Source organism: Sodalis sp. RH16, from assembly GCF_047324245.1.
Lineage (GTDB): Bacteria > Pseudomonadota > Gammaproteobacteria > Enterobacterales > Enterobacteriaceae > Acerihabitans > Acerihabitans ligni.
Map to the genome: position 1 here is coordinate 163,070 of NZ_CP178737.1, position 26,545 is coordinate 189,614.

The window sequence follows — 26,545 nt, forward strand, 5'->3', positions numbered from 1 at the left end:
GCATATTTTTGCTGTACTGTGGGCGGGGTTTTACAGGTGTTATCATGATTGTTATATCTTATGGTAGAAATCATATCAAACTTCTCACTCTATCGGAGCGTTTTTGATTATTAATTACTGATGCTAATAAATCCGTGTTAAAAGAACAAAAATAAGATTATTGCAATAGGTATGATACCATTATTCTGCTGCGTTGTTTATTTTTTAAGAATCGATTATTATCCCATTACCTAGCGTTAAATATCCGTTTATCATCCTCCCTCTTCAGACTATTTGTTTAAGCATTTTTGAACGTCCCTATGATTAATTACTTATAGCGGTTTATTTTTGATTTGACATGCTTCTGGAAATGGTTAGGTCATTCCGTCAAATAAAATAAATAGCACATAAAATTTTCACTTTCATCAATTAATCTAGGGAAAGAATATGCCTATCAAGCCGATACACTCAACTGGGAAGACCACATACCAAGGAAATGGCAGATCAATCACTCAGACCCCTTATGGGCCAATAAGTCATTTAACGGGGGCATCCAATGCTGGATTGGGAGGCCCAAGTCCGCGAGCCGTAGGAAAATTAAATACATCATTAAGTAATCTCAATAACAATCTTCAGCAATCTAATCAAAAGATTCGTGACCAAATAACTGACCTACAAAAAAAACAGGCCGAGCAACAAAAAAAACGAAACGAAGAAACCAACCGAAGAATGGAACAGGCCAGGGCGGAACAGCAAAAAAAATTGGCTGACATGAAAGCTAAAACGCAAGCCGACGTTCAAGAAGCCAACGCCAGAATGAGGGCGGAAGAAGCAGCAAGACAGCAGGAAAACATGCAACGTCAGGCCCAAGAAGAGGCAAGACTTCGAGAACAAGAAGAAGCAAAAAATCGGGAAGCGGAGCAACAAAAATTAGCTCAAGAAGCGGCAGCGGCAAGAGAGCGGGAGGAAGCCCAAAGGAAAGCGGATGAGGCCGCCGAAGCCAAGCGACGGGCAAATGAGGCCATTGAAGCGCAGAGAAAAGCCGATGATGCGGCCAAAGTGGCCAAAGAGCTCATTGCTGCGAGGCAATTGAATCAAGAAAACATTCAGACCTATGAGGCTCTTCCCAGCCCGAGCCAAGCAGCAGCTATGGCTGCCGCAGCAGGTTTGGCCTCTACGGCGCCCGCTGCTGAAGGTCTATTGGCGAGAATTACGGCTGCCCTGGCTGAACTGGGCGCGATTGCCTCATCTTCAAAAGCGGGCCCGCACGCCGCCATCATTATTGCTGGGCTTTATCCCAAGGAGGCGGGAGTGGGAAGCGATAATGTGTCCGGCGAAAAACATTTCGTCAAGACGCTACCGGCCGCAATGCTCAACATGCCATCAGAAGAGCGTTTACGCCTAGCTGCTCTGGAACATAACACCATTGATGTCCCCATCAGAGGCCGTCTGGTTTTAACAAACAGCCAGATAGCCATTGAACTGATTAGGACTGAACAACCCACGCCCGTTCGCGTCGTTACAGGCATACCTGACGGTAAAGGTAATTATCAATGCACTCTGCCTGGTACGGACGCGTTACCGGCCAGCACCATTTTAGTGACGCCGGCGGAAGCTCCGGGCAGCGCAGGCCTGGGGGCCATAATCACACCAGAGATTGGCCCTAAGCCTGTTATCCATACCGGTAATAATGCACAGCCCATTGCTTTGCCTACAGTGACGACTTTGCCCGGTTTTGATGGTGATCTGATTGTGGTTCCGCCGCTTGAAACCGCTGACAAGCCGATCTATGTTATGCTGAGCGGCAGGAAAGAAAGCTACCGGCCTAATCAAGGCGCTGTGGGCAATATGGGCGAGTTTTTTAAACAAACCGGTTTTGGCGAGCACGCGAAGAATAATTCACAAAAAACCAGCAAAATCTTTCAGGGGCAAACTGTTTACAGGGCTAATAATGATATTAGCCAAGATCTCCTAAAGGGCGACCAGTTTTATCTGGATGGTATGCATAAAAATCATTTAGAAGTTTTCGATTTGAAAGATAAATTTAAACACGTGCTGAATTTGGATGGTAGCATCAATTCTGACAAAACAGATAAAGCTGACGGCGAAGGAAGGACTTTGAAATGATAGAAAACACAGTATTTGGTGAGATGGTAATTGATTATAAAGCTATTGTAGACGAATTGGCATCTCTCACAATGGAAGAATTATACCTTGATTATAAAAATGATTTCGATGAAAGGTTTCAGAACGACATGATCAGATTACAAAATGCCATCAAATTGTTAAGAAAAGCCAGGATCGCCAAAGACGACCTGGCAGTAAGAGCAGCTTTAGTCTATATCAAAATATTTTCCATGGGGCTTGCTAATTTCTTTGATTATATGAAAGACGACACTTTGCGATTATCAAAAGCTTTATATACATGTGATATGCCTGATAACTATCAGGTACCTGAACACTATAATTTTCCTCGTTATTGATATTCGCTTCCCGGCTTCGGTCGGGAAAATCTCATATTCACTGTGACCCTACCCCCGAATTCTGCTCCAACCTGAACTGGAAATCCGGCATGATAAAACCATCCCGTTGACGAGGTGATGCCGATGAAAAAGTCCCGCTACACCGAAGAGCAGATCGCGTTTGCACTCAAACAGGCCGAACTGGGTACACCGGTCCCGGAGGTCTGCCGCAAATTGGGCATTTCCGATGCCACGTTTTACATCGGGCGAAAACGATTCGGTGGGTTGTCTCCGTCCGAATTGAAGCACTTGCGGCAACTGGAGGAGGAGAATACCCGGCTGAAGAAGTTGGTGGCTGATTTGAGCCTCGATAAAGCCATGCTGCAGGATGTGTTGTCAAAAAAATATAACGCTGACGCGGTTACGTGAATGGATCCTCGACTTACAGACGCGCTATGGAGCCAGTCAGCGTCAGGTGTGTGGTGCGCTCAACGCCAGCCGCAGTTCAGTGCGAAATCGGTCGGTCGTGCGTGATTCAGGTGCCTTAGGCCTGCGTATCCGGGAGATCGCCGAGACGCGCGTCCATTATGGTTATCGGCGGGTACATATCCTGCTCAGGCGCGAGGGCTGGCGTGATAACCATAAAAGGATCTATCGCCTGTATCGGGATCAGGGGTTGTCATTGCGTCTGAAGCGTCCGCACCGGAATAAATCAGCCCGTTCCCGCCAACCGGTACAGCGAGGAAACCACCCCAATCATATCTGGGGCATGGATTTTGTCTCGGACGCGCTGTATGACGGGCGCCGCTTGAGATTGTTGACCATCATCGATCTGTTTACCTGCGAATGCCTGGGGATCTGCGTAGGGCAAAATCTGCGGGCAGGCAATGTCATTAATATGCTGAACACTATCGCCTTTAGCCGACACTTGCCGTTAATGCTCAAGGCCGACAATGGCAGCGAATTTGCCGGTAAAATGCTGGACAAGTGGGTGTATGAACGCCGGATAAAGATCGATTTTTCCCGACCGGGTAAACCGACGGACAATGCCACGGTGGAATCCTTCAACGGCCGGCTGCGGCAAGAGTGTTTGAACGAGAATTGGTTCATGTCTCTGGATGATGCCCGGTGCAAAATCGAGGCGTGGAGAGTATTTTATAATCAGAGTCGACCCCATTCTTCCCTGGGGTGGCAAACACCAGCGGAATATGCCCGAGAATCCGCCGGATCAGAGCAGAATGACAGATCAAACGAACCGGTAATTTCCAATAATGGTCGGAGTTAATTTGGGGTTCGGGTCAATGTGTCGGCATCGCTGATATAAGGTCGTAATTCATCGGAAAAGTTGTCCACTCCACCCAACATGGTCTTTCTTTAAGGTTCCTACACCGAAAAAGGAAGCGCTATGTTAAGCAGAGGGGACCATCTAATGATAAAACAAATGCGCACTCAAGGCGCTTATATTATCGACATTGCCCATCAGATCGGGTGTTCAGAACGCACGGTCAGGCGGCACCTACTTGAGCCTGAACGTCCTCGCCGGGCGTCTTCACGACGGCGTATGCGCAAACTTGAACCCTATATGGCTTTTATCGATATGCGCCTGAGCGAACATGTCTGGAACGCGCAAGTGATTTTTCAGGAAATCAAGGCGCAAGGCTACGATGGAGGCACCACTGTGCTGCGGGAATATATCCAGCCCAAACGCCGACTCCGGCATGGTCGTGAAACCGTCCGCTTCGAAACGCAGCCCGGTTATCAGTTGCAGCATGACTGGGGTGAAGTGGAAGCAGAAGTGGCGGGCCAGCCATGTAAAATCAACTTCGTGGGCAATACGCTGGGCTACTCGCGCCGCTTTCATGTCTTCGCCGCGCCTTGCCAGGATGCGGAGCACACTTACGAATCGCTGGTGCAGGCGTTCGGTTACTTCGGCGGCAGCGTGAAAACCGTGCTGGTTGATAACCAGAAGGCCGCGGTGCTCAAACACGATAATACCGGCGAGGTTATCTTCAACGCCGGGTTCCAGTCGCTGGCGAAGCACTACGGCTTTATCCCCCGCGCCTGCCGGCCTCACCGGCCCAGGACCAAAGGGAAAGTAGAGCGCATGGTGGGTTATGTGAAACACAACTTCTTCGTTCACTATTGCCGGTTCGACAGTTTTGCGCACGTCAATCAGCTCCTGAGCCAGTGGCTGGCGCATGAGGCCGATCAACGCGACCTGCGCCAGTTCCATCAGACACCGGCAGAGCGGTTCATGACTGAAAAAACCGCCCTGCAACCGTTACCCGCCGGGCCGTTCGATACCAGTTACCACGACACCCGCCAGGCAGCCTGGGATGGCTACATCGACGTGCAGGGCAACCGTTACAGCCTGCCCGAAGCATGGTGCGGGCGTCAGGTCACGGTACGCATTACCCTGGACGATGAGTTACGCGTCTACGGCAATGATGAACTTATCGCCCGCCATCAGTTGTCACCGGTCACCGCCGGATGGCAGACGGTGCCGGAACATCATCAGGCGCTGTGGCAGCGGACCTGCCAGGTAGAGCAACGACCGCTGGATGCCTATGAGGGACTACAGTGATGAACGAACTGGAAAACTTACTGACCCGGCTGAAAATGGACCATCTGAGCGGCGCGGTGGAAAACCTGCTGGAGCAGGCCACGAAAGAAGAGCTGAACTATCGTGAGTTCTTGATCCGCGCCTTGTCACAGGAATGGAACGGGCGCCGTAGCCGGGGCCTGGAATCACGGCTCAAGCAGGCCCGGTTACCCTGGATAAAAACGTTGGAGCAGTTCGACTTCACCTTCCAGCCGGGGATAGACCGCAAAGTGATCCGCGAGTTGGCGGGACTGGCGTTCGTGGAGCGCAATGAAAATGTTATCTTGCTGGGACCGCCGGGGGTGGGGAAAACCCATCTGGCGGTGGCCTTGGGCGTCAAAGCAGCGGATGGCGGTCACCGGGTGCTGTTCACGCCGCTGGATAAACTGATGGCAACGCTGCTCAAGGCCAAACAGGAAAACCGCCTGGAGAGGCAGATCCAACTGTTAAGCTATAGCCGGGTGCTGATCCTCGATGAAATCGGCTATCTGCCGATGACGCGGGAAGAAGCGAGCCTGTTCTTGCGGCTACTGAACCGGCGTTATGAAAAAGCGAGCATCATACTGACCTCGAATAAAAGCTTCGTGGACTGGGGAGAAGTGTTCGGGGATAACGTGCTGGCATCGGCGATCCTGGACCGCTTACTGCATCACTCAACCACGGTTAATATAAAAGGACAGAGCTACCGGCTGAAAGATAAACGCAAGGCAGGAATGTTATCAGCTAAAACGGCGTCGGTAAAAGTACCGAATGATACATTAGCTGATGCAGATTGATAACGACAAACACTGGACATTTGGACGATGAAAACCTGCCGCCACTTCGCGATGTTGACAGAGCGGCAGGAAAGAAAGCTACCGGCCTAATCAAGGCGCTGTGGGCAATATGGGTGAGTTTTTTAAACAAACCGGGTTTGGCGAGCACGCGAAGGATAATTCACAAAAAACCAGCAAAATCTATCAGGGGCGAACTGTTTATGTAGTCACTAATGATATTAATGATTATCTCACCAAAGGAAGGCAGTTCTACTTGGATGCTAAACATAACAACCATATCGAAGTATTCGATAAAAATAATAAAATTAACTGCGTTCTAGATTTGGATGGTAGCATTAATAAGACTAAGACAGATAAAGCAATTGCTGAAGGAAGGATATTACCAAAATGAAAGAGAGCAATATTTTTTCAAGACTGAGGATGAGATTCATTGGAATTTTACAAGATGCATATTCAAACAATGAAAAAGATTTGTCTTTTGATTATAATGCTGATCTTGATAAAAGATTTGAAAACAACATGGCTAAGCTTCAAGATGCAGTTATTTTGTTAGATAAAGCCGAAGATGCTGACGATAAAGTTGCTGCAAAAGTTGCTTTGGTTTACATTAGGGTATACGCAATGAATTTATCTAACTTTTTTGAGGATTTTAAAGATGATGCTGATTTGTTACGCAGCTCATCAATTTGGCCCGATATACCCGAAAATTACGAGCTTCCGGAACACTACAACTTCCCACATAAATGATGTTTTTATCCCGGCTTCGGCCGGGTATTTATCAAATTTGCGGCACGTTTCGCATTGAAGCTTACGTGACTGGGCGCGTAAGTTAAGTTTATAATTGACCATTTGCGATAACGACAATGGTTGCGCCGTTTGGGATGGCTTAATCGCCAAAAGCGGTGGCCTGTTAACAAAAGATGAGTTGCTGCAAATATCCGGGCTTTTTGAAAATGCGTTCAAGCAGGCGGCGCCCTTTAAACGAGGTGACAACTACGGGGCGGTCAAGGCAGCGCTAGGTATCAAAGCAGTGGCGCAAGCCCTGGGGGATGCCAATATGTTCGAGAGTTCTGTATTAATCAGTTCGCCAAGACCAAATGAATCGCAAAAACAAAATATTATCGAGTTTTGTCTCAGTGTAAATGATGGCGAATCCGCGTTGAAATGGCTGCAGGGAACATGGGATAAGCGTTTTGAATCTAAAAGGTTAAGCTTACTGGACGCGACTTATAAACTGCTGGGCCGTCATCAGGAATTGCTGGAACTGCGGCGTGAAGCCTACCAACTGTCCCCCGATCATTTGCGCCTCAAGGCATTGCTGGAAATATTGCCGGAAAATGAAAAACCGGCAATGGAAGCACAGGCGATTATAAACGCCTTGAAAATCTCTCATCTTCAATTACGTATCAATACGCTGATCGCCTGTCATGGGATAACAGAAGCAAAAGAGCAGCTTCTCACGCATATTGCGCAACTGAACGTTTTTTACGGCACGCTGCTTGATTGGGCAGAGGTATTCCATCAAGCACAAGAACACCTGGCCGAGGCGGCGTGCTATCGGTTGCTGTTAGAGGACATTCTTGCGTCCGGGCGCAGCTAAGCCTATCACCACGCGGAAGATTACTATCGACAGCTGGCCCGGCTGGATGCAGAGATAGAACGGTATGATCCCCTGCCCTCTTGGCAGGAGTATCAGGTTAAACTTCGGCAACAGCATAGGCGAAAAAAATCTTTTTGGCAGCGGCTGGATTAATACTTCCCATTTAATGATTTCAATAATTGTGATTCTTGATTTTAAAGAGAAAGATGGGTTGGCCGGAATAAGTCGTCTTATTCGTTTTTGTATCAACGCTAATAAACTTACATTAACAAGAATCACCACGTTATGATTAACTATATATCATCGTTATTATGCTGAGTTATTAATTTATTTTTTTGGTGGATTTTCCTTCATCTCACTGATAAAGTATCCAGTATAATCCTGGTTATTTAATTTTGGTGAATTAGCGCTTTCGTATTGTTATTAACAACATCCGTAAAGCATCTGATTCTTAATAGGGTTATAAACGAAGTCAGTACTATATTAACGCGGCGATAAGGCGTTGAAGCGCCCTACCGCCGCTCACCATCAGCAACTATCGAGGCTAGTCACCATGGCTAAAAAGCATATTAAGTCAGAACCCCGCTCAACCCAAGAAAAAGTTGATACCCGTTATTATACTGTTAGCTACGTTCCAAATGGCGGCATGCCCAATGCTGCGCCGGCATTGATGCTAAAAGGCCGCTGGCTGCACCAGTGCGGTTTTACCACCGGCAAAAAGGTGACCGTGACGGTAAAAAATGGACAGCTGATCATTGATACGGAATTGCTGGTGTAAATAAATAAGCAAGTAGGTCATTAGCGGGGTTAGTTATTAGTTGTCTTTGACGAGAATTGAGCTCTGAGGCATCATTATAATTAACTCCGGAATATTTTTTACTCGATATATTGATTGATGGCAGACCCTTGGACAAATAAAACCACAAATTCATTTTATTTTTTCTAGAGGAATTAAAATCACCTCTTATAAAATCATATCGATACCCCCAATAACTCCAAATTTTCTTGACCCGCTCATGTAGCGAGGTTACTATAACCCCTAAGTCAGGAGCAAGCCGGGGAATGGACAGCAGGAATGCAATAGCGATGATTGAAGCTAAAGGATGGTATCTCGTGAGAGTGAAAGGCAGTCATCACCAGTTCAAGCACTCGATAATAAAGGGATTGGTAACGGTAAAACATCCACAGAAGGACATACCGCTACCCACGCTGAGAAGTATAAAAAAGCAGGCAGGGCTTTAAGCTCTTACTCTTGGAGATTTGAATGTTATATCCAGTTGCTATTGATAAAGGCAAATCATCTATTGGCGTTCGTGTGCCTGATATTCCTGGGTGTTTTTCGGGTGGTAATGATTTTAATGATGCTATTAAAAGCGTTCGCGAAGCCATTGAGGCACATATTGAACTATTACTCGAAGATGGAGAGCCAGTGCCGCAAGCTACCAGTATTGATAACTACCTGGCTGACTCGGATTATGAAGGGGTTATCTGGGCAGTAGTCGATGTGGATTTAACCCGTTTAATGGGTAAATCTGAGAAAATAAATGTCACACTGCCATCATTACTGATTCGTCGCATCGATCAGTTTGTTGCCAGCCATCCGGAATACGGAAGCCGTTCGGGTTTTCTTTCACAGATCGCAGCGGATAAGATTGTGTCCATGCCGAAACTGTAACTACCGTAACGGACAACAACCCGTCCCCTTTTTATATCTTTATTTTGATATAGAAAGTTGTTGTTTAATATTTTTTGTACTCAAAATTATCTGGAAATGATTCAGTCGTTGTTTCTGTCAAGTGTTCCTCCATAGTGTAGTCCCCCCTGAATTTAGTCTTACCGCTTGATGGAGTTCTCTGGTTAAAATGCAACCAACGGGAGGCTCATCATGAAGAAAGCGCGTTTCACTGAAACTCAGATCTTGCGAGTCCTGAAAGAAGTTGATGGTGGCCGGCATGTGAAGGATGTCTGTCGCGAAAACGGTGTTTCAGAAGCCAGCTACTATAACTGGAAATCCAAATACGGCGGGATGGAATCCTCTGATATCAAGCGGATGAAAGAGCTTGAAGAAGAAAATCGCCGACTAACGCAGATGTATGCCTCCCTGAGCGTGGATCATGAAATCCTTAAGGATGTCTTAGCAAAAAAACTTTAACGGCACCTGAGAAACGTGAGTTGGTGCGTTATGTCATGAAGGAACATCACGCCAGCGAGCGTCGCGGGTGTCGGATTATTGGCATCAGTCTAAGTCTTTTGCATTATCGCCATAACACCGCGCGGGACCTGCCGGTGATAGAGGCATTACAAAACCTGGCGCAACAGTATCCGGCCTATGGCTTTGGTCTGATGCTCAATAAGTTACGTCAGTTCGGACAGATCTGGAATGCAAAACGGGTTTACCGCATATATCGATTGTTGAAGTTAAACCTCAGGCGTAAGGGAAAAAAACGATTGCCCAACCGTCATCCCCAGCCTTTGGTTATTCCGCATAACATGAACCATTGCTGGTCAGTAGATTTTATGAGTGATGCCTTGATAGATGGGCGAAGGTTCCGCCTGTTCAATGTGGTCGATGATTTTAATCGGGAAGCACTGGCAATCGAAGTTGATTTAAATATACCGGCTCATCGTGTCGTCCGTATCCTGGACCGACTCAGCAGCGAGAGAGGTTATCCGGCTTATATTCGAAGTGACAACGGACCCGAACTTACCGCTGTTGCCTTGGCGGAATGGGCAGAGGATAACGGTGTCATGCTGGACTTTATTCAGCCTGGTAGGCCAATGCAAAACGGATTTATCGAGCGGTTCAACAAAACCCTGCGAACAGAAATACTTGATATGTATCTGTTCCGGACGCTATCTGAAGTGCGGTTTTTAATAGAGAGCTGGCGTACAGAATATAACGAGGAGCGTCCACACAGCTCACTCGGCGATATGCCGCCAGTTATCTACGCAAGGCAAAAACTGGTCGGAGATCCTCATTGGCAGTGGTACTAAAAACCGGGGGGACTACATTACCGCTGCCGATGGCCGACCTTATTCCGGCTGCTACGTCAACGCCACTATAACCATTTATGCCTATGACAATAAGGGCAAGGGTATCAGCGCTTCGCTGGGCGGTGTCCAGTTCTATAAGGACGGTGATGCATTCGCCGGTGGCGGTGTAGCAACGCCTGATGATTTTGACGAAGTTTCTGATGGCGCCGACGCAGACGCGCTGATCTAACACTCCTACCCGGCCCCGTGCCGGGTATTTTTGGGTGCGTTAAATCGTATGGTCATCGCTAATATCGCTATAGATTATATCTTCATAATTAGATTTAATTTCGTTTACAGCATCTTTATATATACGAGCAGCGCTTTTAGAGGCAATTTCAGCTCCATTAGTTTTCATTTTAAAGTATTTATCCGACCAACGCATCCAATTTATTTTTAGAGTAACCGTAGGCGAAAGCGATTCAACAGTCTTCATATGCAATGCGCTTTCATTTTCATATTTATGAAAAAGCACCTCGCTAACCTGTATATCAGCAATAAAATATTTATGCGCGCCATCATCATAGTTATATCTGACGTTTTTATTGTATCTGAAGTCGCACATTGCCTTACTTCGCTGCAACCTCTCAAGATCGTTAAAAAAGCTGTAATTAAAAATAAATTTCTCAATGAATTTAGTGACCAAGAAATCCCGAATTATTAACGCCAAAGGCATTAATATATAAATACCTAAAAAGCCTATACACGCCTTCGCGATTATGCCCCAAGTGATTGTTAATTCCATATATGTATATAACCCTTTATAAAATACTTAAAAAGTAATAGGAGCATAGTCTTATCATGCTTAAAAAACTATGGCTTGATCTTGAAACATATTGCGAAACACCAATAAAAAACGGCACCCATTCCTACGCCGAGGGTGTCGAGATCATGCTTATTGCCTGGGCCATCGATGACGGTCCCGTCAGCGTGCATGATTTTACAGAAAGCACGACCCTCCCAGTACCGCTGTTCTCCTCACTTCGCAACGAAAATACAGTGATTTATGCCCACAATAGCCATTTTGACCGCACCATGCTACGCCACGATTTGCGACGACGCCAAATGTCAGGGCTTGTCGTCGGCGGCGTTGAGCGCTGGCGGGATACGATGGTCAAAGCGCTGGCCCACGGTCTCCCCGGCGCGCTGGGTGCGCTCTGCGAAGTACTAAATGTGCCGGCGGACCAGGCAAAGGACAAAGAAGGCAAAGCGCTGATCCAATTGTTCTGCAAGCCACGCCCGAAAAATAATGCGCTACGCCGGGCCACTTCGAAGACACACCCGGAAGAATGGAAACGCTTTGTTGCCTATGCGAGCCTTGATATTGAAGCGATGCGCGCCATCGATAAAAAGCTGCCGGTCTGGAATTATCAAGGCGAGGAGCTGGCTTTATGGCACTTCGACCAGCGCATTAACGATCGCGGCGTGTGCATGGATATCGAGCTTGCCACGGCCGCGTTGAACGCGGTAGAGGATGAACAGGCGCGCCTCGGCAAACGTACGCAGGTGATAACGGACAACGAAGTACAGGCCGCCACGCAGCGCGATGCCATGCTGCGCCATATCGCCCAGGCGTTCGGTGTTGACCTGCCGGACATGCAAAAGAGTACCCTGGAGCGCCGCATAGCTGATCCGGACCTGCCTGACGCGTTGCGCGAGCTGTTGGCTATCCGCCTGCAGTCAAGTACGACCAGTACCAGTAAATACAAAACACTTCTGAATGGTGTAAGCAAAGACGGCCGACTGCGCGGCACGCTACAGTTTTGTGGCGCCAGCCGGACCGGGCGCTGGGCCGGGCGACTGTTCCAGCCGCAAAATCTTCCGCGCCCAACGCTGGAACAACCGGTTATTGACCGTGGCATTGAAGCGCTGAAAGCTGGCTGTGCCGACCTGCTATTCGATAACGTGATGGAGCTGACCAGCTCGGCGCTACGCAGCTGCATCATGGCGCCACCGGGGAAAAAGCTGGTCGTCAGTGATCTGTCTAATATCGAGGGCCGGGTGCTGGCCTGGCTGGCTGGCGAAGAGTGGAAGCTAGAAGCGTTCCGGGATTATGACGCCGGTACCGGGCCGGACCTGTATAAGCTGGCTTATGCCCGCGCCTTCAACATATCACCGGATGAAGTGGACAAACATCAGCGTCAAATCGGCAAAGTCATGGAGCTGGGCCTCGGGTACGGCGGCGGCGTCGCGGCTTTTGTGACCTTCGCCCTTACCTACGGCCTTGATCTCGACGAACTGGCCGACGCAGCGCTGCCCAACATCCCCGCTGCAATACAGCGCGAGGCCCAAAGTTGGTGGCGTAAATCGGTCGAAACCAAAAAAACCTATGGCCTGAGCGAACACGTTTTTATTACCTGCGATTCACTGAAACGTTTGTGGCGCAATGCCCATTCGGCCACCGTACCGTTTTGGTATGACCTGGAGAACACAGTACGCCGGGCAGTCGCCTCGACGGGAGTGACGCTGCAATGCCAGCGGCTTAAGGTACGCCGGGATGGTAGCTGGCTGCGTATCGCCCTGCCGTCAGGCCGGGCGGTTTGTTACCCCGGGATCGGTATCGAGGCGGGCAATATTAGTTATATGGGTACCAACCCGTACAGCCGCAAATGGCAGCGCCTCAAAACATACGGCGGGAAACTGGTGGAAAACGTCACGCAAGCTGCCGCGCGCGATGTGCTGGCCGGCAACATGCCAGGTGTTGAGGCAGCGGGTTACGACATTGTGCTGACCGTGCACGATGAAGTGATCACCGAAGCACCCGACTCCGGTATCTATTCTCACGAAGCTCTTAGCGCTCTTCTCGCAACAAATCCAAAATGGGCCGCCGACCTGCCGCTGAGCGCTGGCGGGTTCGAAGCTTATCACTATCGAAAGGATTAAATAACATGAGTGAAATTTTAGCAGTTGAAGAGATCGAAAAAATTCGGCGTATAGCTTTAGTAGGCAAGGGTAAATTTGATTGCGTTACTGTGTTGCGGCTCATCGAACATATCGACGAATTGACACCCCGTTGTACCTGCCCATCCGGCGATGGGTCCCTGCGTTGGCCCTGCCCCGTTCACCCCCCCGCGGATTGCTCCTGTCGTTCGCATCTGCCCAAAATGTGGCTCTACGTTGGTGTCGACCGAGCGTCGGCCGGATGGTAACAGCGTATGCGTACAGGGTCATATTTTCCCAACATCGAGCGCGAGAGAGTGAGCCATGGCGTATATCCGTGAAAGCGCAATCGAGAAACATCTTCGGGTTGAGGTCAAAAAGGCCGGCGGCGTTGCCTACAAATTTATTTCCCCTGGTCTGCGTGGCGTTCCCGACCGCGTTGTGCTCCTGCCGGGCGGCCGGATCATTTTTGTCGAGTGTAAAGCGCCGGGCGAAAAGCCCCGGCCTGAACAGCTCAGGCAGCACGCTAGGCTGTATGCGCTGGGTTTCGACGTGGTGGTGCTGGATAGTAAGAATCTGGAGGGCATTTTATGAAGCCACATAACTGGTCGCGGCGCGCCATCTGGTGGACCGTCGTTTTTTTTTGCATCAGCTTTTGGTTCTGCGTGATTGGCCTAGCGATAATTGTCATTCGATAGAAAATTAAGTATGACATTTATTACTTACTTATACGTTATTACCTTGCACTCTTTTTTATTTTTAGGAAACATGCCCTAACTTTATCTATTTCATCTGGGTCTATAACCTTAATAAATTGGATACCGTCTTCGCCTTCTGTTCTACTAAATATTTTTTCATCTTTATTACATGAACCAAGAACTAACTTTTCTCCATAGCTTGTAATTAAATAAACACCCTGTTTATTTTTAACTTCAAATAAATTTATCATTTTGTAGGCATTTAATGAACCGATTGAAAAAGCGAAGACGATTATGAAAGGTAGTAAGAACAGTGTTTCCCCTATACTTATTTTGTTAAAAGGTAACATTCCCCTCATTAAGCCTTCTGAAAGGAATATTACAGGATAAAGGGATAAAAATATCATCCATGTAACAATATAAAATCCGCCATTTGCTAAAAAAGTCTGAGGCCATACGGCCCCAACCACGCTGATATATAATAAAAAAAATACGCCTCCTATTGCCAAAAAAACCGCCCAAAACCTCTCAAGTTTATACGTGATATAATAAAAATAAAGAACACTTACGGCGGGGAAAATTATAATAAAAACCCAGCTTACCGTTTTTAATAAGGTATCTACACCAATCTCAATGAACTCTGAGGGATATCCATAAAAAAACGCGTATCCATACTGGAAAGCGAGAGCAATAAAATATACCGCTACCGTCGAAACCGTAACAAACGGTACCTTATTTTTAACTATTTCTTCTAAAGCACCCATTTGAGGCCCCTGTTACCTAAAACAAAATTAATAATAACCGGAGACGATATGCCAAAGAAACTATTTTCACCACGACCGTACCAAGATCTCATTATCGACCACACTCTCGGCGTACCGCGCTCCAACGTCTGGGCCGGCATGGGCATGGGTAAAACGGTGGCGGCGCTAACCGCATTGGAAGATCTGTTTATGGCAGGCAGCGAAACGCGGCCGGCGCTTGTCCTGGCGCCCCTGCGCGTTGCCCGGTCGACCTGGCCGGATGAGGCCGAGAAATGGGGCCACCTGCGCAATATTGAAATGCAACCGATTGTCGGCACAGTCAAAGAACGATTGGCTGCGTTGGCGAACACTAACGCTAGCGTGTACACGACCAACTATGACAACCTTGTCTGGCTGGTCGAAGCGCTGGGCGACAGGTGGCCGTTCGGTACCGTCATAGCAGATGAAAGCACCCGGCTAAAGTCGTTCCGGCTACGTCAGGGCGGCAAGCGCGCGACAGCACTGGCAAAAGTGGTGCACAAGCATGTGCGGCGCTGGATGAACCTTACCGGCACGCCGGCGCCCAATGGCCTTATCGATTTGTGGGGCCAGGCGTGGTTTATCGACCGTGGTGACCGGCTGGGCCGTACATATAGCGCGTTTACGTCGCGCTGGTTCAACAGCATCCAATTCCCCGGCCAGCAGTGGTCAAAGCTTGAAGTACGTCCCGGTGCCCAAGAACAGATGCAAGCTGCACTAAGCGACGTGACAATCTCCCTGGATGCTGCCGACTGGTTCGACATCAACGACCCTTTACCCAACGTGATCCGCATAAACCTACCACCGAAAGCGCGCGGCCAGTATCAGGCGATGGAAAAAGAAATGTTCCTCTATCTGGACGGGGCTGGAATTGAAGCGCCGAACGCAGCGGCCAAAACGGTTAAATGCCTGCAAATCGCCAGCGGTGCAATCTATACCGACGACGTGGGGAACTGGGCGGAAGTGCATGACGCCAAGATCCAGGCGCTGGACAGCATCATTGCCGAATCCGGCGGCATGCCGGTACTGGTGGCTTATCACTGGAAGCACGATCTAACCCGTCTGCTAAAAGCTTTCCCCAAGGGTCGACACCTAGACGCTGACCCGCAAACGCTGCGCGACTGGAATGCCGGCCGGATACCTGTTCTGTTCGCTCACCCGGCCAGCGCCGGCCACGGCCTGAACCTTCAGGACGGCGGGAATATTTTGGTGTTTTTCTCGCACTGGTGGGACTTAGAACAATACCAGCAAATTATCGAGCGCATAGGGCCAACACGCCAGATACAGGCCGGGCACAAACGCCCGGTATTTATCCACTACATCATTGCCGCTGGCACCGCTGATGAAATGGTAATGGAGCGGCGCAACTCAAAACGGAAAGTGCAGGACATTCTGCTTGAAGCCATGAAGAAGAGAGGTTTAAGATGATCGCTCCCGCCTTATCCACCGACCTTATTGATATCAATGAAGTTCAACGGTCTACCGGAATGAAAAGAACGTTTATCTATGACAAAATTAAAAAAGGGGAATTTCCAAAACAAAAGCAACTCGGCACCCGCACGGTCCGTTGGGTTAGGGGCGAGGTTGAGGCGTGGAAAGCCCAGTATTTGGAGACCTAAATTAACTGCAAAGTATCAATATAATCCGCATACCACTGCATCATCTCCCGCCTTCCTTCCAAATATCGGGCATGGTTATACGTTCCGCGAATAACGTTTTTATCTGCATGGGCGATTTGTTCTTCTATCCAATCAGAATTAAAGCCCTGGTCATTTAAGATCGTGCTCATCGTATGGCGGAAACCATGCCCGACAATCCTATCTTTATATTCAATAGCCACAATCATTTGGTTAATAGTATTTTCGCTCATAACATTTGACGGGTCATTTCTCCCCGGAAACATATTTTCAAATCGGCCAGTTATTTTTTGCAGCTCTCTAAGTAATAAAATTGTTTGCTCCGACAAGGGAACAAGATGATCACGGCGTTTTTTCATTCGCTCTTTGGGTATTGCCCACAGCCGTTCGTCAAAATCCACTTCTGACCATTTTCCCCGCCGCAGCTCACCCGGGCGCAGCCCGACCAGCATCAAAATCTTAATGCCCAGTTTTGCTAAAACGCTCCCGCTATAATCTTCCACCGCCCGTAGAAAATCCGGCAGTTCTTCGGCTACCAGAAACGGGTAACGCTCTCCCTCATGACTTTGCATGGCGCTTTTCAGCTCACCCACCGGGTTATATTTCGCCCGGCCGGTCGCCACGGCGTAGCGGAATACCTCACCGCACCACCGCCGGGTTTTGCCCGCTTTCTCGGTGGCCCCGCGGGCCTCGATAACGCGTAGCGCGGCCAGCATATCCACCGGCTCAATATCTATTATCGGCATAGCACCCACCGCCGGAAAGATATCTTTGCTGAACGCTTCAATAATATCCTTCGCATAGCCTTCCGACCAACGTGGCTTTTTGAAGCTATGCCACTCGGCCGCTATCTCGCGGAACGTGATGGTTTTCGCCGCCGTAGCCGCCGCGCCATAGTTTTTGGCTTTTACCGGGTCAACGCCTGCGGCAACATTCTGCCGAGCCTCGTCACGGCGCTGGCGGGCTGCGGCCAGGGAAACCGCGGGGTAAACACCGATCGCCAACATTTTTTCTTTGCCGGTGAACGTATAGCGGTACCGCCAGTATTTTGCACCGGTGCTTTTAACCAGCAGGAAAAGGCCAGCGCCGTCAGGCATCTTGTAATCTTTAGCTTCTGGCCTGGCCGTTTCGACTTGTCGCGCGTTCAGCTTCATGATGTACCCGTAACCCAATCTGGATACCCGAATTTGTACCCGTTTTAGGCGCGGTTTGCAACGGAGTATTGCGAACAATCACGGCTAACAGTTTTGATAAAATGCAGTAAAATCAGTAGAAAACGAACAATTACGGAGGGTTGCGGATAAATGGATGGTGCCGATAATAGGAGTCGAACCTACGACCTTCGCATTACGAATGCGCTGCTCTACCAACTGAGCTATATCGGCATGATAAGGCTGTCATGCGGGGGCAAATCACGGGGGGACACGTTATGCAAAAGCGGTTGAAGAGTCAATAGGCGCGCGTCCGTATGCTGATAAAAAGAGCAGATTGCTAATAAAAATCAACCAATCAATACCCGCTATCATTAACCTGACAACTTTTTGTTCTTCTTTTCACAGTCATGAGGTGGTTAATGAACTTACAAGGCGTGCACCATGCGGCATTGGCGGTGGCTGATATGGCAAAGATGACGGCGTTTTACCGTGATACCCTCGGTATGCAGGGTCACCCCACCAAACACAACTGGCTGGGCACCGGCCACGGCTTTTCCCTGCACCTGATGCCCACCGACAAGCCGCTGGCACCCAAAGATTCCTCCCGTCATATCGCCTTTCAGGTGGAGAACCTCAACGACTGCTGCCGGCATCTGCTGGAGAAAGGCCTGCGACCTTATCAAATGTCCCTTTCCATGGAGGTGTTCTGGCTGATGGATAGCGAAGGTCCGCTGGACCAGGGTATCGGCACGATTTTCCTGGAGGACCCTGAGGGCAATACCCTGGAATTTGTGGAACGGCACAGGGGACTTTTTGCTGACTATGATGACGGGCTGGATTGATCTGGCAAATCACGTTTCAGACTTGAATACTGCTAGGGAAAAATAAGCATGGCCGCCGAAATTCGGCGGCCATGGAATCAATTAAGATTATGCAGAGCAAGGGTTACGTCAAAAACAAGGGCTTACAGAAGCCACAAAAGCCCGGATCATCACCCCCGCACCAGATTATCCCCGTACCCAATCCACTTATAAGTAGTGAGCGCTTCCAAACCCATCGGGCCGCGGGCATGGAGTTTCTGGGTGCTTACCGCCACTTCCGCGCCGAGGCCGAACTGGCCGCCGTCGGTGAAGCGGGTGCTGGCGTTGACATACACCGCCGAGGAGTCCACTTCCCGCACAAAATGTTCCGCCGCGCTGAGGGATTGGGTGAGGATGGCGTCGGAGTGCTGGGTGCCGTAAATGCGGATATGTTCCACCGCCTGGTCGAAGCCGGTGACCACCCGGACGTTCAGGTCAAGGGAAAGCCATTCGTCGTGGTAATTCGCTTCTTCCACCGGCACGCAGGTGGCGGGGCCGTCCGCCAGATAGGGCATGGCCCGTTCATCGGCGTGCAACCGTACGCCCACAGAATGCATATGGCGGCTCAGGGCGGCCAGGAACTCCGGAGCAATGCCTTGGTGTACCAAGAGGGTTTCAAGGGAATTACAGGCGCTGGGGCGCTGTATTTTGGCGTTCTCAATCACCTTTAGCGCCTGGGCGAAGTCGATGGTCTCGTCGGCATAGATATGGCAGACGCCGATGCCGCCGGTTATCACCGGGATGGTGGACTGTTCGCGGCAGAGCTTATGCAGCGCCGCGCCGCCGCGGGGGATCAGCATGTCCACATACTGGTCCAGGCGCAGCAGTTCGGCCACCAGGGCGCGATCGGGGTTGTCGATGGCCTGTACCGCTTCTTTCGGCAGGTTGCAGGCGGCCAGGGCATCCTGGATGACGCCGACGGTGGCGGTATTGGTGCGGTGGGTCTCTTTGCCGCCGCGCAGGATAACGGCGTTGCCCGTTTTCAGGCACAGGGAGGCCACGTCCACCGTGACGTTGGGGCGCGCTTCGTAGATAACCCCCACCACCCCCAGCGGCACCCGGCGGCGTTCGAGCTTGAGGCCGTTATCCAGCAAACGCCCGTCAATCACCTGCCCCACCGGATCGGTAAGCAGGGCGACCTGGTGCACGTCTTGGGCAATGGCCGCGAGCCGGGCGGGGGTGAGCAGCAAACGATCCAGCAGCGCTTCGCTCAGGCCGTTTTGCCGGGCATCGGCCATGTCCAGGGCATTGGCACGGAGGATGGTCTCGCTTTGCGCGTCCAGCCGGTCGGCGATGGCCAGCAATGCCCGGTTCTTTTCAGCGCTGCTGAGCACTGAAATTTGCCAGGAGGCCTGTTTGGCGGCCCTACCCATTTGCTCGAGCATGAAAACTCCTTAATAAATAATCATATCGTCGCGATGGATCACCACCGGGCCGTATTCGTAGCCGAGGATGTCGCTTATCTGCTGGGAGTGATGGCCGGCAATCATGCGCAGGGCGTCGCTGTTGTAGCGGCTAACGCCATGGGCGATGTCTTTGCCGTTCAGCCCGCGGATGCGCACCACCACGCCGCGGGAGAAATCCCCCGCCACCGCTTTGATGCCTTTGGGCAGCAGTGAGCTGCCCCGCTCCAGTATGGCGGTGAGCGCGCCGTCGTCGACGGTAATGTCCCCAGCCGGCGGCGGCCCGAACAGCCAGCGTTTGCGGGACTCCAGCGGCATCTCCTGGGCATGGAAGCGGGTGCCCACCGGCAGGTCCGCCATCATGTCGCCGATAACGCCGGGCCGGTTGCCGGCGGCGATCACCACGTCCACTCCGGCCCGGCTGGCCACTTCGGCCGCCTGGATCTTGGTGGCCATGCCGCCGGTGCCAAGGCCGGATACGCTGTCGCCGGCCACGCCGCGCAGGGCGTCGTTGATGACTTTGACTTCGGCAATCAGCTCCGCGTCGGGATGGTTGCGGGGATCGGCGGTATACAGGCCTGCGATGTCGGTGAGCAGCAGCAGCTTGTTGGCATCCGCCAATATCGCCACCAGGGCCGAAAGGTTGTCGTTGTCCCCCACCTTGATTTCAGCGGTGGCCACCGCGTCGTTTTCATTGATAACCGGGACGATGCGGTTGTCCAGCAGCGCGCGCAGGGTGTCGCGGGCGTTGAGGAAACGTTCGCGGTCTTCCATATCGGCGCGGGTGAGCAGCATCTGTCCGATATGGATGCCGTAAATGGAAAATAATTGTTCCCATAGCTGAATCAGGCTGCTTTGGCCGACGGCGGCCAATAATTGCTTGGAGGCGATGGTGGCCGGCAGTTCCGGGTAGCCCAGATGTTCACGACCGGCGGCGATGGCCCCCGAGGTGACAATCACGATGCGGTGCCCGGCGCCATGCAGCTGGGCGCACTGGCGCACCAGCTCGACGATATGGGCGCGGTTGAGCCGGCGCGATCCGCCGGTGAGTACGCTGGTGCCCAGTTTCACAACCAAGGTCTGGCTGCCATCCATAATTTTTATACCGTTATAAATTTTGAAATGCCTTGCCTGTCTTTTTTTAAAAAAGAAAAAGCGCTATGCCGGTCAGCATAACGCGATTTGCGATAAAAAGCAGGCCCGGCGTGCTGTCAGGAAGACAGGCTGAAGGGATGGTCTTTAAAGGAATCCGCCGGTTCCAGCGTCATGTCCAATGAGACGATGTAGGCGCGCAGGCGGGTGTGAAACTGCCGCAGCGAGCTTTCCAATTTATCCAGCACTTCCTGCTCTTTGATTTTTTTCTCGCTCCAGTGGCCCTCTTTGTCGAACAGGCCCAAATGGTAGGTGTAGGTGTAGCGTTTTTCTTCGGCGTTCAGATCTATCCACCAGCCATAGAATTCCCGCTTTTCAGGCGACGGCTGCATGTTGATGCATACCGCCAGGCAATCAAAGAAAAAATGATCGTCGCTGCATTGCCCTTCCCGAATGTAGGGACCGAGCGCGGTGAATCCTTTCATTAATCTGCTTTTGGGATGTCCACTGACTAAAGCCATGCTTTTTAACCTCTAATACCGCGAAAAAAATAACCGTCTTCTCTATTTAGCAAACTAATAGAATTAATCAACTTAGAATTTTCAGTTTTTTTTCAGCCAATCGCGAATATTCAGCAAAGCATGATGGAAATTTTGATAGACCGGCGCCGATTTCACCGTTAAAAGCGTGCCGGATGACGAGGAGGAAACAATTAATGTCGCCTCTTCCTTCGGGCTGAAGGGATCGTTTTCCCAATAGCCCGCCAGCATGGGAGTCGGGCATCTGCGGCCCAGCAATCCCTGGGTTTTCAGGGAATAGCGGCTGAGCTCGACTTTCAGCGCCGAGTCCGAGACGTTGGCCATGCCGATGCGGCTGGCCAGGACATCCATATACATGCCCGGCACGCGGTCTTGCCGGGCGGGGTCGGTGAGCAGCGCGTGCACCACCGGGCCAAGACAGGCCACTCCGCTCAGGCGCTGGGATTCCAGGTAGGCCAGGCGCACGGCAATATTGGCGCCGAACCGGAAGCCGAAGGCGGTGACGCGCCGCGAGTCTATCCAGGGGATGTTCGCCATGGATTTCAGCACCTGCTGATGGAGAAAGCTGGAATCCTGGCTCAGTTTCCACTTGGAGGAAAAACCGATGGAGGGCATGTCGATGGTGAGCATCGCCATGCCCGCCGGGGCGAAGTAGTCGTGGAACAGGCGATAGGTGTCGTTTTGCAGCATATCCAGCCCGCCGCACACCAGTACCGTGGGAAAAGGGCCTTTGCCTTCGGACGGCAGGTGTAAGAAGCCGGTCAGGGTGCCGCCGCCGCTGATGGGGAAGGTCAAGGCCTTGAGCTGATAGCTGAGCCGGCTCGCCGCTTCTTCCCAGGCGCGGTTGGCGAGGGTTTCCGCCTGCTCCGCCAGTTGATCCCCCGGCAGGTGGGGATAGGCGGCGATGCTGTAGAAATTGGCCGCCTTGAGCCATTGCTCGCCGGACACCTCCGGCTGCGGTTCATCCATGGCCTTCTGCTGCCATGTCATGCCTTGGTGGGACCACTCATAAATCCAGTTGCCGGGGCGATAGCCGATGACGGTATCCAGCAGGCGGTCATCGGTGCGTTCGGCTTTGCTGGCGGCGATACGGGCCAGCGTCTCTTCGATTTCCCAGGCATCCAGGCCGCGCCAAATCCACAACAGGCGGTTGATCATGCGATACCAGTTGCCGGGATTGGCGCCGTCCAGGGGGGCGAGCATCGGCTTTTGGCCGGAGGGGTGGCGGGCGCGCGTCACCAGCGTGGAGGTTTCGGGAAGTTTAAAGGAAGGTTTAAACAGTATCTCGCTCAGATTCCTACTGCTCATTGAGCTGTATTCTCCATTACGCCAAGCCGTTAAGCCATAACAATAAGCCCTGACGCTAAGCCATGCCCATCATGCAGCTAAGCCATGCCGATACGCCAGGTTATTGAATTCTGTCCCGCGCTGACGGGAGGATGCCTGCCAGATTACTCATTTAGCGGCCAAAAAACAAACGCCCGTCATGAACGGGCGTGAGGATACGGCATATTGGCGGTTTGCCGCTCCGGGGGGTGGCGGACAAGCCGGCAGCGGCCCGAAGAAAGGAAAAGCGATAAATCGCCATGGGACGCATTAAGCCGCAATAAGCATCGGGCGGCGCGAAATACGTAAAGAACCCTTATTTTTCGCTCAGCGGCGGAACAAAGGCCACCGCCATGTCCCAGGGCTGTTCGATCCAGGTATCCTGGGGAATATCCACCACATAGTCATCCACCAGCGGCCGGCCGGCGGGTTTGGCGAAGATGGTGACGAAATGGGCTTTGGGATACATGTCGCGGATGGCTTTGGCGGTGCCGCCGGTATCCACCAGATCGTCGATGACGATAAAGCCTTCGCCATCGCCCTCGGCGCGTTTGAGCACGGTCATCGCGCGCTGGTGCTGGTGGTCATAGCTGGAGATGCACACCGTATCCACGTGGCGGATATTTAATTCACGCGCCAGGATGGAAGCGGGAACCAGACCGCCGCGGCTTACCGCGATAATGCCTTTCCACTGCGTTGACGGAAGCAGGCGCTGGGCCAGTTTCCGAGCCTGAAGTTGCAACATGTCCCAGGTTACGACGTATTTTTCGCTCATAAATGCTGTCCCAGCCGGATCGGTTCGGCTTAAAAGTACCAGGGGAAAAAAGGTTGCGCGAGATTATAGAGACGCAACCGACGAAATACCAGTGCTACTACCCTTTTTAACCGCAGTTTCACCGCCCGTTACGGTAAAGTGGTATTCTTGAGCCATCTTTGGTGACCCTGCGGCCGGCTGCGCGCCACACTGACTCCCCGGCCCGGGTCTTTTGTCGTTACAGGAGTTTTTATCGTGTCTGAACTGACTCAACTTTCGCCACAGCCCCTATGGCAAATTTTTGACAAAATCTGTTCCATTCCGCATCCCTCATATCATGAAGATGCCCTGGCAGGCCATATAATCCGCTGGGCCCAGGAAAAAGGATTGTTTGCGGAGCGGGATCAGGCCGGCAATGTGCTGCTGCGCAAGCCGGCGACCCCCGGTTATGAAAAGCGCCGTCCGGTGGTGTTGCAGGCGCATCTGGACATGGTACCGCAAAAAAACAGCGATACCGTGCACGACTTCACCCGCGACCCGATCCAGCCTTATATCGACGGCGATTGGGTAAAAGCCCGCGGCACCACCCTTGGCGCGGACAACGGCATCGGCATGGCCTCGGCATTGGCGGTCCTGGCGGATGACAGCGTGCAGCACGGCCCGCTGGAAGTGCTGCTCACCATGACCGAAGAAACCGGCATGGAGGGCGCCTTCGGTCTGCAGCCGAACTGGCTGCAGGCTGAAATCCTCATTAACACCGATTCCGAGGAAGAGGGCGAAGTCTACATGGGCTGCGCCGGCGGGGTGGATTTCAAAACCGTGCTGCCGCTGGAACGTGAAGCGGTGCCCGCCGGCTACCAGGTGGTCAAGCTCACCCTCAAAGGGCTGAAGGGCGGCCACTCCGGCGTCGATATTCATCTGGGACAGGGCAATGCCAACAAACTGCTGGCCCGCTTTCTGTTCCAGCACGCCAAAAAACTGGATCTCCGCGTACTTGATGTTACCGGCGGCACCCTGCGCAACGCCATACCCCGTGAAGCCTTCGCCACCCTGGCCCTGCCGCAGGAGAATACCGAAAGCCTCAATTCGCTGGCGCAACAGTACCTGGCGGTTATCCAAACGGAGCTGGCGGCCAAGGAAAAGAAACTGGCGATTTCAGTGGAACCGGTGCAATCCGAACTGCAGGCATTGACCAAAGCCTGCGGCGACAAGTTTATCGCCCTGCTGAACGCCACCCCCAACGGCGTGATTCGCATGAGCGACGACGTAAAGGGCGTGGTAGAAACCTCCCTGAACGTCGGCGTGGTGTCCCTGGACGAAAAGACCGCCACCATCCGCTGCCTTATTCGCTCCCTCATCGACAGCGGCAAAGAGAACGTAGTGGAATCCCTGACCGCATTGGGCCAGCTGGCGGGCGCGGAATGCATTGCCAAAGGCAGCTACCCGGGCTGGAAGCCGGACGCCGCCTCACCGGTGATGCATCTGGTACGCGAAACCTACCAGAAGCTGTTCAACAAAACGCCGAACATCCAGGTGATCCACGCCGGTCTGGAATGCGGGCTGTTCAAAAAGCCCTACCCGAACATGGACATGGTCTCCATCGGGCCGACCATCACCGGCCCTCACTCCCCGGACGAACAGGTGCATATCAAAAGCGTCGGCCAGTACTGGACCTTATTGACCGCACTGCTTAGGGCCATCCCGGAAAAAGCCTAAACATCGGGGCCCATGGCACGGTAAGCCCGCTTACACCAATCGTGCAGCGAGCCGCCCTTGCAGGGGTTGGGGGAGCGCAGCTCCCCCCTCACAAAAACAAATCATCTTCCCAGTTAAATATCAGCTGCCGCTCAATCTGCGGGTCCAGCAGCGTCACATGCAGCCCCACCAGCCGCACCCCCCGTTCGCCGCGCCGCTGATCCCACGCCTGGCGGGCAATCTCCATCAAATCCGCTTTGTTCAGTACCGGCCACACGTGCTCCTGGGTGGTTTGCTGGAAATCGGCGAATTTGAGCTTGATGCCCTGCCGGGCGATGTGCAGATCCGGTCGCACCCGCTCCAGCCGGCGCTCAAGCTCCGGGTACAGCGCCTCGATAATCTGTGCGCACGCCGCCCAATCGTCGATATCAACCTCAAGGGTGCGCTCCACCCCCACCGATTTACGCATCCGATCGGAGGTCACCTCCCGCTCATCGATACCCAAAGAACGCTCCCAGATCACCCGGCCGAATTTGCCAAACTGCCTGAGCAGCGCCGCCAGATCATACCGCTGTATATCGCCGCAGGTATTAAGACCCATGTCAGCCAGTTTTTTCGCCGTGACTTTGCCCACGCCGGGTATTTTCCCCAAGGGCAACGACTGCAAAAAAGAGGCGACCTGTTCAGGCCTGATAACGTACAGCCCGTCGGGCTTGTTCAAATCGGAGGCGATTTTGGCCAGAAACTTAACCGGCGCTACGCCGGCGGAGGCGGTGAGCCGCAACTCGCGGGCGATGTCGGCGCGGATGGCCTGGGCCATCAGGGTGGCCGAACCGCTGTGATAGGCGCTGTCGGTCACATCCAGATAGGCTTCGTCCAGCGACAACGGTTCGATTAACGGCGTATAACGGCTAAAGATTTCACGGATATGCGCCGATGCTTCTTTATAGGCATTGATGCGCCCCGGCAGCAGTTTAAGATGGGGGCAAAGCTTCATGGCCATGGCGGTGGACATCGCGCTGTGCACGCCGAATACCCGGGCCGGATAGTTGGCGGTGCTGATGACCCCCCGCTTGTCCGCCCTGCCGCCGATGGCAATGGGGATATCGCGCAGGCTCGGATCGTCGCGCATTTCCACTGCCGCGAAGAAGCAATCCATGTCGACATGTATGATTTTGCGCATTTGCCCCCCTTTTAACTGTATGAGTATACAGTAAGTACGCGAATATATACAAAACGTATCTTGATAAAAGTTCGGGCAGTGATATCGTGT

At 51.9% G+C, this 26,545-nt stretch carries 27 protein-coding genes, 1 tRNA gene and 2 pseudogenes; 20 read left to right on the forward strand and 10 right to left on the reverse strand.

What is annotated here, in order from left to right; all coding sequences use genetic code 11:
* Positions 1 to 426: 426 nt before the first annotated feature.
* The 14 genes and pseudogenes from ACL2XJ_RS00740 to ACL2XJ_RS00805 all read left to right on the forward strand — a co-directional run.
* The gene (locus ACL2XJ_RS00740; protein WP_413725362.1) at positions 427 to 2,106 is read left to right on the forward strand and encodes an S-type pyocin domain-containing protein; all 1,680 of its coding nucleotides are present in this window, start codon (positions 427 to 429) and stop codon (positions 2,104 to 2,106) included.
* Positions 2,103 to 2,462, forward strand: a complete 360-nt coding sequence (locus ACL2XJ_RS00745) for a hypothetical protein (RefSeq protein ID WP_413725363.1) — start codon at positions 2,103 to 2,105, stop codon at positions 2,460 to 2,462. The genes ACL2XJ_RS00740 and ACL2XJ_RS00745 overlap by 4 nt, the downstream gene beginning before the upstream one ends.
* A gap of 123 nt (positions 2,463 to 2,585) precedes the next feature.
* Positions 2,586 to 3,726 (forward strand): IS3 family transposase gene (locus ACL2XJ_RS00750; protein WP_413725364.1). Its coding sequence is split into 2 segments (ribosomal slippage): positions 2,586 to 2,848 and positions 2,847 to 3,726, totalling 1,143 coding nucleotides; the frame shifts between segments, so codons are not numbered across the junction.
* A gap of 120 nt (positions 3,727 to 3,846) precedes the next feature.
* Complete coding sequence (gene istA / locus ACL2XJ_RS00755; protein ID WP_413725365.1) at positions 3,847 to 5,025, forward strand: IS21 family transposase; 1,179 nt, start codon at positions 3,847 to 3,849, stop codon at positions 5,023 to 5,025.
* Positions 5,025 to 5,819 carry an IS21-like element helper ATPase IstB gene (gene istB, locus ACL2XJ_RS00760; RefSeq protein ID WP_413725366.1) on the forward strand — a complete coding sequence of 265 codons (795 nt, stop codon included), beginning with the start codon at positions 5,025 to 5,027 and terminating at the stop codon, positions 5,817 to 5,819. The genes istA and istB overlap by 1 nt, the downstream gene beginning before the upstream one ends.
* 109 nt (positions 5,820 to 5,928) lie before the next feature.
* Complete coding sequence (locus ACL2XJ_RS00765) at positions 5,929 to 6,210, forward strand: hypothetical protein (protein WP_413725367.1); 282 nt, start codon at positions 5,929 to 5,931, stop codon at positions 6,208 to 6,210.
* Positions 6,207 to 6,566 (forward strand): hypothetical protein, encoded by a 360-nt coding sequence (locus tag ACL2XJ_RS00770; protein ID WP_413725368.1) that lies wholly within the window; start codon positions 6,207 to 6,209, stop codon positions 6,564 to 6,566. Before ACL2XJ_RS00765 ends, ACL2XJ_RS00770 begins: the two co-directional genes overlap by 4 nt.
* A 94-nt stretch (positions 6,567 to 6,660) precedes the next feature.
* Positions 6,661 to 7,419, forward strand: coding sequence for a hypothetical protein (locus ACL2XJ_RS00775; protein WP_413725369.1), 759 nt, complete (start codon positions 6,661 to 6,663; stop codon positions 7,417 to 7,419).
* A 12-nt stretch (positions 7,420 to 7,431) separates the two neighbouring features.
* Positions 7,432 to 7,572: pseudogene (locus tag ACL2XJ_RS00780) on the forward strand (DUF6880 family protein); the annotation flags it as partial.
* 400 nt (positions 7,573 to 7,972) lie between these two features.
* The gene (locus tag ACL2XJ_RS00785; protein ID WP_413725370.1) at positions 7,973 to 8,197 is read left to right on the forward strand and encodes a SymE family type I addiction module toxin; all 225 of its coding nucleotides are present in this window, start codon (positions 7,973 to 7,975) and stop codon (positions 8,195 to 8,197) included.
* A 284-nt stretch (positions 8,198 to 8,481) separates the two neighbouring features.
* Positions 8,482 to 8,661: a type II toxin-antitoxin system HicA family toxin gene (locus ACL2XJ_RS00790; RefSeq protein WP_413725371.1), complete on the forward strand. Its 180-nt coding sequence runs from the start codon at positions 8,482 to 8,484 to the stop codon at positions 8,659 to 8,661.
* A gap of 22 nt (positions 8,662 to 8,683) precedes the next feature.
* Positions 8,684 to 9,094 (forward strand): type II toxin-antitoxin system HicB family antitoxin, encoded by a 411-nt coding sequence (locus ACL2XJ_RS00795; protein ID WP_413725372.1) that lies wholly within the window; start codon positions 8,684 to 8,686, stop codon positions 9,092 to 9,094.
* 210 nt (positions 9,095 to 9,304) lie between these two features.
* Positions 9,305 to 10,413, forward strand: a protein-coding gene (locus ACL2XJ_RS00800; protein WP_413725373.1) for an IS3 family transposase whose coding sequence is annotated in 2 segments (ribosomal slippage) — positions 9,305 to 9,554 and positions 9,554 to 10,413 — 1,110 coding nt in all. Because the reading frame shifts where the segments join, the coding sequence is not laid out codon by codon here.
* A 16-nt stretch (positions 10,414 to 10,429) separates the two neighbouring features.
* Positions 10,430 to 10,642: pseudogene (locus ACL2XJ_RS00805) on the forward strand (ssDNA-binding protein); the annotation flags it as partial.
* A 39-nt stretch (positions 10,643 to 10,681) separates the two neighbouring features.
* On the opposite strand, the gene ACL2XJ_RS00810 reads toward ACL2XJ_RS00805, so the two are convergent.
* Positions 10,682 to 11,197, reverse strand: coding sequence for a hypothetical protein (locus tag ACL2XJ_RS00810; protein ID WP_413725374.1), 516 nt, complete (start codon positions 11,195 to 11,197; stop codon positions 10,682 to 10,684).
* Between the two features lie 56 nt (positions 11,198 to 11,253).
* On the opposite strand from ACL2XJ_RS00810, the gene ACL2XJ_RS00815 reads away from it, so the two are divergent.
* Both ACL2XJ_RS00815 and ACL2XJ_RS00820 read left to right on the forward strand, forming a co-directional pair.
* Positions 11,254 to 13,335 carry a DNA polymerase gene (locus ACL2XJ_RS00815; RefSeq protein WP_413725375.1) on the forward strand — a complete coding sequence of 694 codons (2,082 nt, stop codon included), beginning with the start codon at positions 11,254 to 11,256 and terminating at the stop codon, positions 13,333 to 13,335.
* A 321-nt stretch (positions 13,336 to 13,656) separates the two neighbouring features.
* Positions 13,657 to 13,926, forward strand: a complete 270-nt coding sequence (locus tag ACL2XJ_RS00820) for a VRR-NUC domain-containing protein (protein WP_413725376.1) — start codon at positions 13,657 to 13,659, stop codon at positions 13,924 to 13,926.
* A 142-nt stretch (positions 13,927 to 14,068) separates the two neighbouring features.
* Here the strand turns inward: ACL2XJ_RS00820 and ACL2XJ_RS00825 are convergent, their stop codons facing one another.
* The gene (locus ACL2XJ_RS00825) at positions 14,069 to 14,794 is read right to left on the reverse strand and encodes a hypothetical protein (protein ID WP_413725377.1); all 726 of its coding nucleotides are present in this window, start codon (positions 14,792 to 14,794) and stop codon (positions 14,069 to 14,071) included.
* A gap of 48 nt (positions 14,795 to 14,842) precedes the next feature.
* Here ACL2XJ_RS00825 and ACL2XJ_RS00830 point away from each other — a divergent pair, with 48 nt between their 5' ends.
* Positions 14,843 to 16,240: an SNF2-related protein gene (locus tag ACL2XJ_RS00830; protein ID WP_413725378.1), complete on the forward strand. Its 1,398-nt coding sequence runs from the start codon at positions 14,843 to 14,845 to the stop codon at positions 16,238 to 16,240.
* Positions 16,237 to 16,431, forward strand: coding sequence for a helix-turn-helix transcriptional regulator (locus tag ACL2XJ_RS00835; protein ID WP_413725379.1), 195 nt, complete (start codon positions 16,237 to 16,239; stop codon positions 16,429 to 16,431). The genes ACL2XJ_RS00830 and ACL2XJ_RS00835 overlap by 4 nt, the downstream gene beginning before the upstream one ends.
* Here the strand turns inward: ACL2XJ_RS00835 and ACL2XJ_RS00840 are convergent.
* Together ACL2XJ_RS00840 and ACL2XJ_RS00845 are read right to left on the reverse strand one after the other, a co-directional pair.
* Positions 16,428 to 17,603 carry a tyrosine-type recombinase/integrase gene (locus tag ACL2XJ_RS00840; protein ID WP_413725380.1) on the reverse strand — a complete coding sequence of 392 codons (1,176 nt, stop codon included), beginning with the start codon at positions 17,601 to 17,603 and terminating at the stop codon, positions 16,428 to 16,430. The genes ACL2XJ_RS00835 and ACL2XJ_RS00840 overlap by 4 nt on opposite strands.
* A gap of 155 nt (positions 17,604 to 17,758) precedes the next feature.
* Positions 17,759 to 17,834 (reverse strand) — tRNA-Thr (locus tag ACL2XJ_RS00845).
* Between the two features lie 188 nt (positions 17,835 to 18,022).
* Here ACL2XJ_RS00845 and ACL2XJ_RS00850 point away from each other — a divergent pair.
* Positions 18,023 to 18,445 carry a VOC family protein gene (locus tag ACL2XJ_RS00850; RefSeq protein WP_413725381.1) on the forward strand — a complete coding sequence of 141 codons (423 nt, stop codon included), beginning with the start codon at positions 18,023 to 18,025 and terminating at the stop codon, positions 18,443 to 18,445.
* Positions 18,446 to 18,594: 149 nt separating this feature from the next.
* Here ACL2XJ_RS00850 and proA read toward each other — a convergent pair whose 3' ends face one another.
* From proA to gpt, 5 genes are all read right to left on the reverse strand, one after another.
* Positions 18,595 to 19,848, reverse strand: coding sequence for a glutamate-5-semialdehyde dehydrogenase (proA, locus tag ACL2XJ_RS00855; protein WP_413725382.1), 1,254 nt, complete (start codon positions 19,846 to 19,848; stop codon positions 18,595 to 18,597).
* A 9-nt stretch (positions 19,849 to 19,857) separates the two neighbouring features.
* A complete protein-coding gene (gene proB, locus ACL2XJ_RS00860; protein ID WP_203524782.1) occupies positions 19,858 to 20,961 on the reverse strand; it encodes a glutamate 5-kinase in 1,104 nt (367 codons plus the stop codon).
* A 116-nt stretch (positions 20,962 to 21,077) separates the two neighbouring features.
* Positions 21,078 to 21,479: a sigma factor-binding protein Crl gene (gene crl, locus ACL2XJ_RS00865; protein ID WP_132926302.1), complete on the reverse strand. Its 402-nt coding sequence runs from the start codon at positions 21,477 to 21,479 to the stop codon at positions 21,078 to 21,080.
* Between the two features lie 81 nt (positions 21,480 to 21,560).
* The gene (gene frsA, locus ACL2XJ_RS00870) at positions 21,561 to 22,805 is read right to left on the reverse strand and encodes an esterase FrsA (RefSeq protein ID WP_132926300.1); all 1,245 of its coding nucleotides are present in this window, start codon (positions 22,803 to 22,805) and stop codon (positions 21,561 to 21,563) included.
* Positions 22,806 to 23,139: 334 nt separating this feature from the next.
* A complete protein-coding gene (gpt, locus tag ACL2XJ_RS00875; RefSeq protein WP_413725383.1) occupies positions 23,140 to 23,598 on the reverse strand; it encodes a xanthine phosphoribosyltransferase in 459 nt (152 codons plus the stop codon).
* Positions 23,599 to 23,832: 234 nt separating this feature from the next.
* Between gpt and pepD the strand changes: the two genes are divergently transcribed.
* Complete coding sequence (gene pepD / locus ACL2XJ_RS00880; protein ID WP_413725384.1) at positions 23,833 to 25,293, forward strand: beta-Ala-His dipeptidase; 1,461 nt, start codon at positions 23,833 to 23,835, stop codon at positions 25,291 to 25,293.
* Between the two features lie 88 nt (positions 25,294 to 25,381).
* On the opposite strand, the gene dinB is transcribed toward pepD, so the two are convergent.
* Positions 25,382 to 26,455 (reverse strand): DNA polymerase IV, encoded by a 1,074-nt coding sequence (dinB, locus tag ACL2XJ_RS00885; protein ID WP_413725385.1) that lies wholly within the window; start codon positions 26,453 to 26,455, stop codon positions 25,382 to 25,384.
* Positions 26,456 to 26,545 lie beyond the last annotated feature (90 nt).

Coding starts and splice junctions, on each gene's coding strand:
- frsA (WP_132926300.1), bottom strand. CDS start 22,805: ATGAGCAGTAGGAATCTGAGCGAGATACTGTTTAAACCTTCCTTTAAA.
- ACL2XJ_RS00835 (WP_413725379.1), top strand. CDS start 16,237: ATGATCGCTCCCGCCTTATCCACCGACCTTATTGATATCAATGAAGTT.
- ACL2XJ_RS00740 (WP_413725362.1), top strand. CDS start 427: ATGCCTATCAAGCCGATACACTCAACTGGGAAGACCACATACCAAGGA.
- ACL2XJ_RS00830 (WP_413725378.1), top strand. CDS start 14,843: ATGCCAAAGAAACTATTTTCACCACGACCGTACCAAGATCTCATTATC.
- ACL2XJ_RS00790 (WP_413725371.1), top strand. CDS start 8,482: ATGGACAGCAGGAATGCAATAGCGATGATTGAAGCTAAAGGATGGTAT.
- gpt (WP_413725383.1), bottom strand. CDS start 23,598: ATGAGCGAAAAATACGTCGTAACCTGGGACATGTTGCAACTTCAGGCT.
- ACL2XJ_RS00785 (WP_413725370.1), top strand. CDS start 7,973: ATGGCTAAAAAGCATATTAAGTCAGAACCCCGCTCAACCCAAGAAAAA.
- istB (WP_413725366.1), top strand. CDS start 5,025: ATGAACGAACTGGAAAACTTACTGACCCGGCTGAAAATGGACCATCTG.
- ACL2XJ_RS00815 (WP_413725375.1), top strand. CDS start 11,254: ATGCTTAAAAAACTATGGCTTGATCTTGAAACATATTGCGAAACACCA.
- ACL2XJ_RS00765 (WP_413725367.1), top strand. CDS start 5,929: ATGGGTGAGTTTTTTAAACAAACCGGGTTTGGCGAGCACGCGAAGGAT.
- crl (WP_132926302.1), bottom strand. CDS start 21,479: ATGGCTTTAGTCAGTGGACATCCCAAAAGCAGATTAATGAAAGGATTC.
- ACL2XJ_RS00770 (WP_413725368.1), top strand. CDS start 6,207: ATGAAAGAGAGCAATATTTTTTCAAGACTGAGGATGAGATTCATTGGA.
- proA (WP_413725382.1), bottom strand. CDS start 19,848: ATGCTCGAGCAAATGGGTAGGGCCGCCAAACAGGCCTCCTGGCAAATT.
- ACL2XJ_RS00810 (WP_413725374.1), bottom strand. CDS start 11,197: ATGGAATTAACAATCACTTGGGGCATAATCGCGAAGGCGTGTATAGGC.
- ACL2XJ_RS00745 (WP_413725363.1), top strand. CDS start 2,103: ATGATAGAAAACACAGTATTTGGTGAGATGGTAATTGATTATAAAGCT.
- ACL2XJ_RS00825 (WP_413725377.1), bottom strand. CDS start 14,794: ATGGGTGCTTTAGAAGAAATAGTTAAAAATAAGGTACCGTTTGTTACG.
- ACL2XJ_RS00840 (WP_413725380.1), bottom strand. CDS start 17,603: ATGAAGCTGAACGCGCGACAAGTCGAAACGGCCAGGCCAGAAGCTAAA.
- ACL2XJ_RS00820 (WP_413725376.1), top strand. CDS start 13,657: ATGGCGTATATCCGTGAAAGCGCAATCGAGAAACATCTTCGGGTTGAG.
- istA (WP_413725365.1), top strand. CDS start 3,847: ATGTTAAGCAGAGGGGACCATCTAATGATAAAACAAATGCGCACTCAA.
- proB (WP_203524782.1), bottom strand. CDS start 20,961: ATGGATGGCAGCCAGACCTTGGTTGTGAAACTGGGCACCAGCGTACTC.
- ACL2XJ_RS00850 (WP_413725381.1), top strand. CDS start 18,023: ATGAACTTACAAGGCGTGCACCATGCGGCATTGGCGGTGGCTGATATG.
- ACL2XJ_RS00795 (WP_413725372.1), top strand. CDS start 8,684: ATGTTATATCCAGTTGCTATTGATAAAGGCAAATCATCTATTGGCGTT.
- dinB (WP_413725385.1), bottom strand. CDS start 26,455: ATGCGCAAAATCATACATGTCGACATGGATTGCTTCTTCGCGGCAGTG.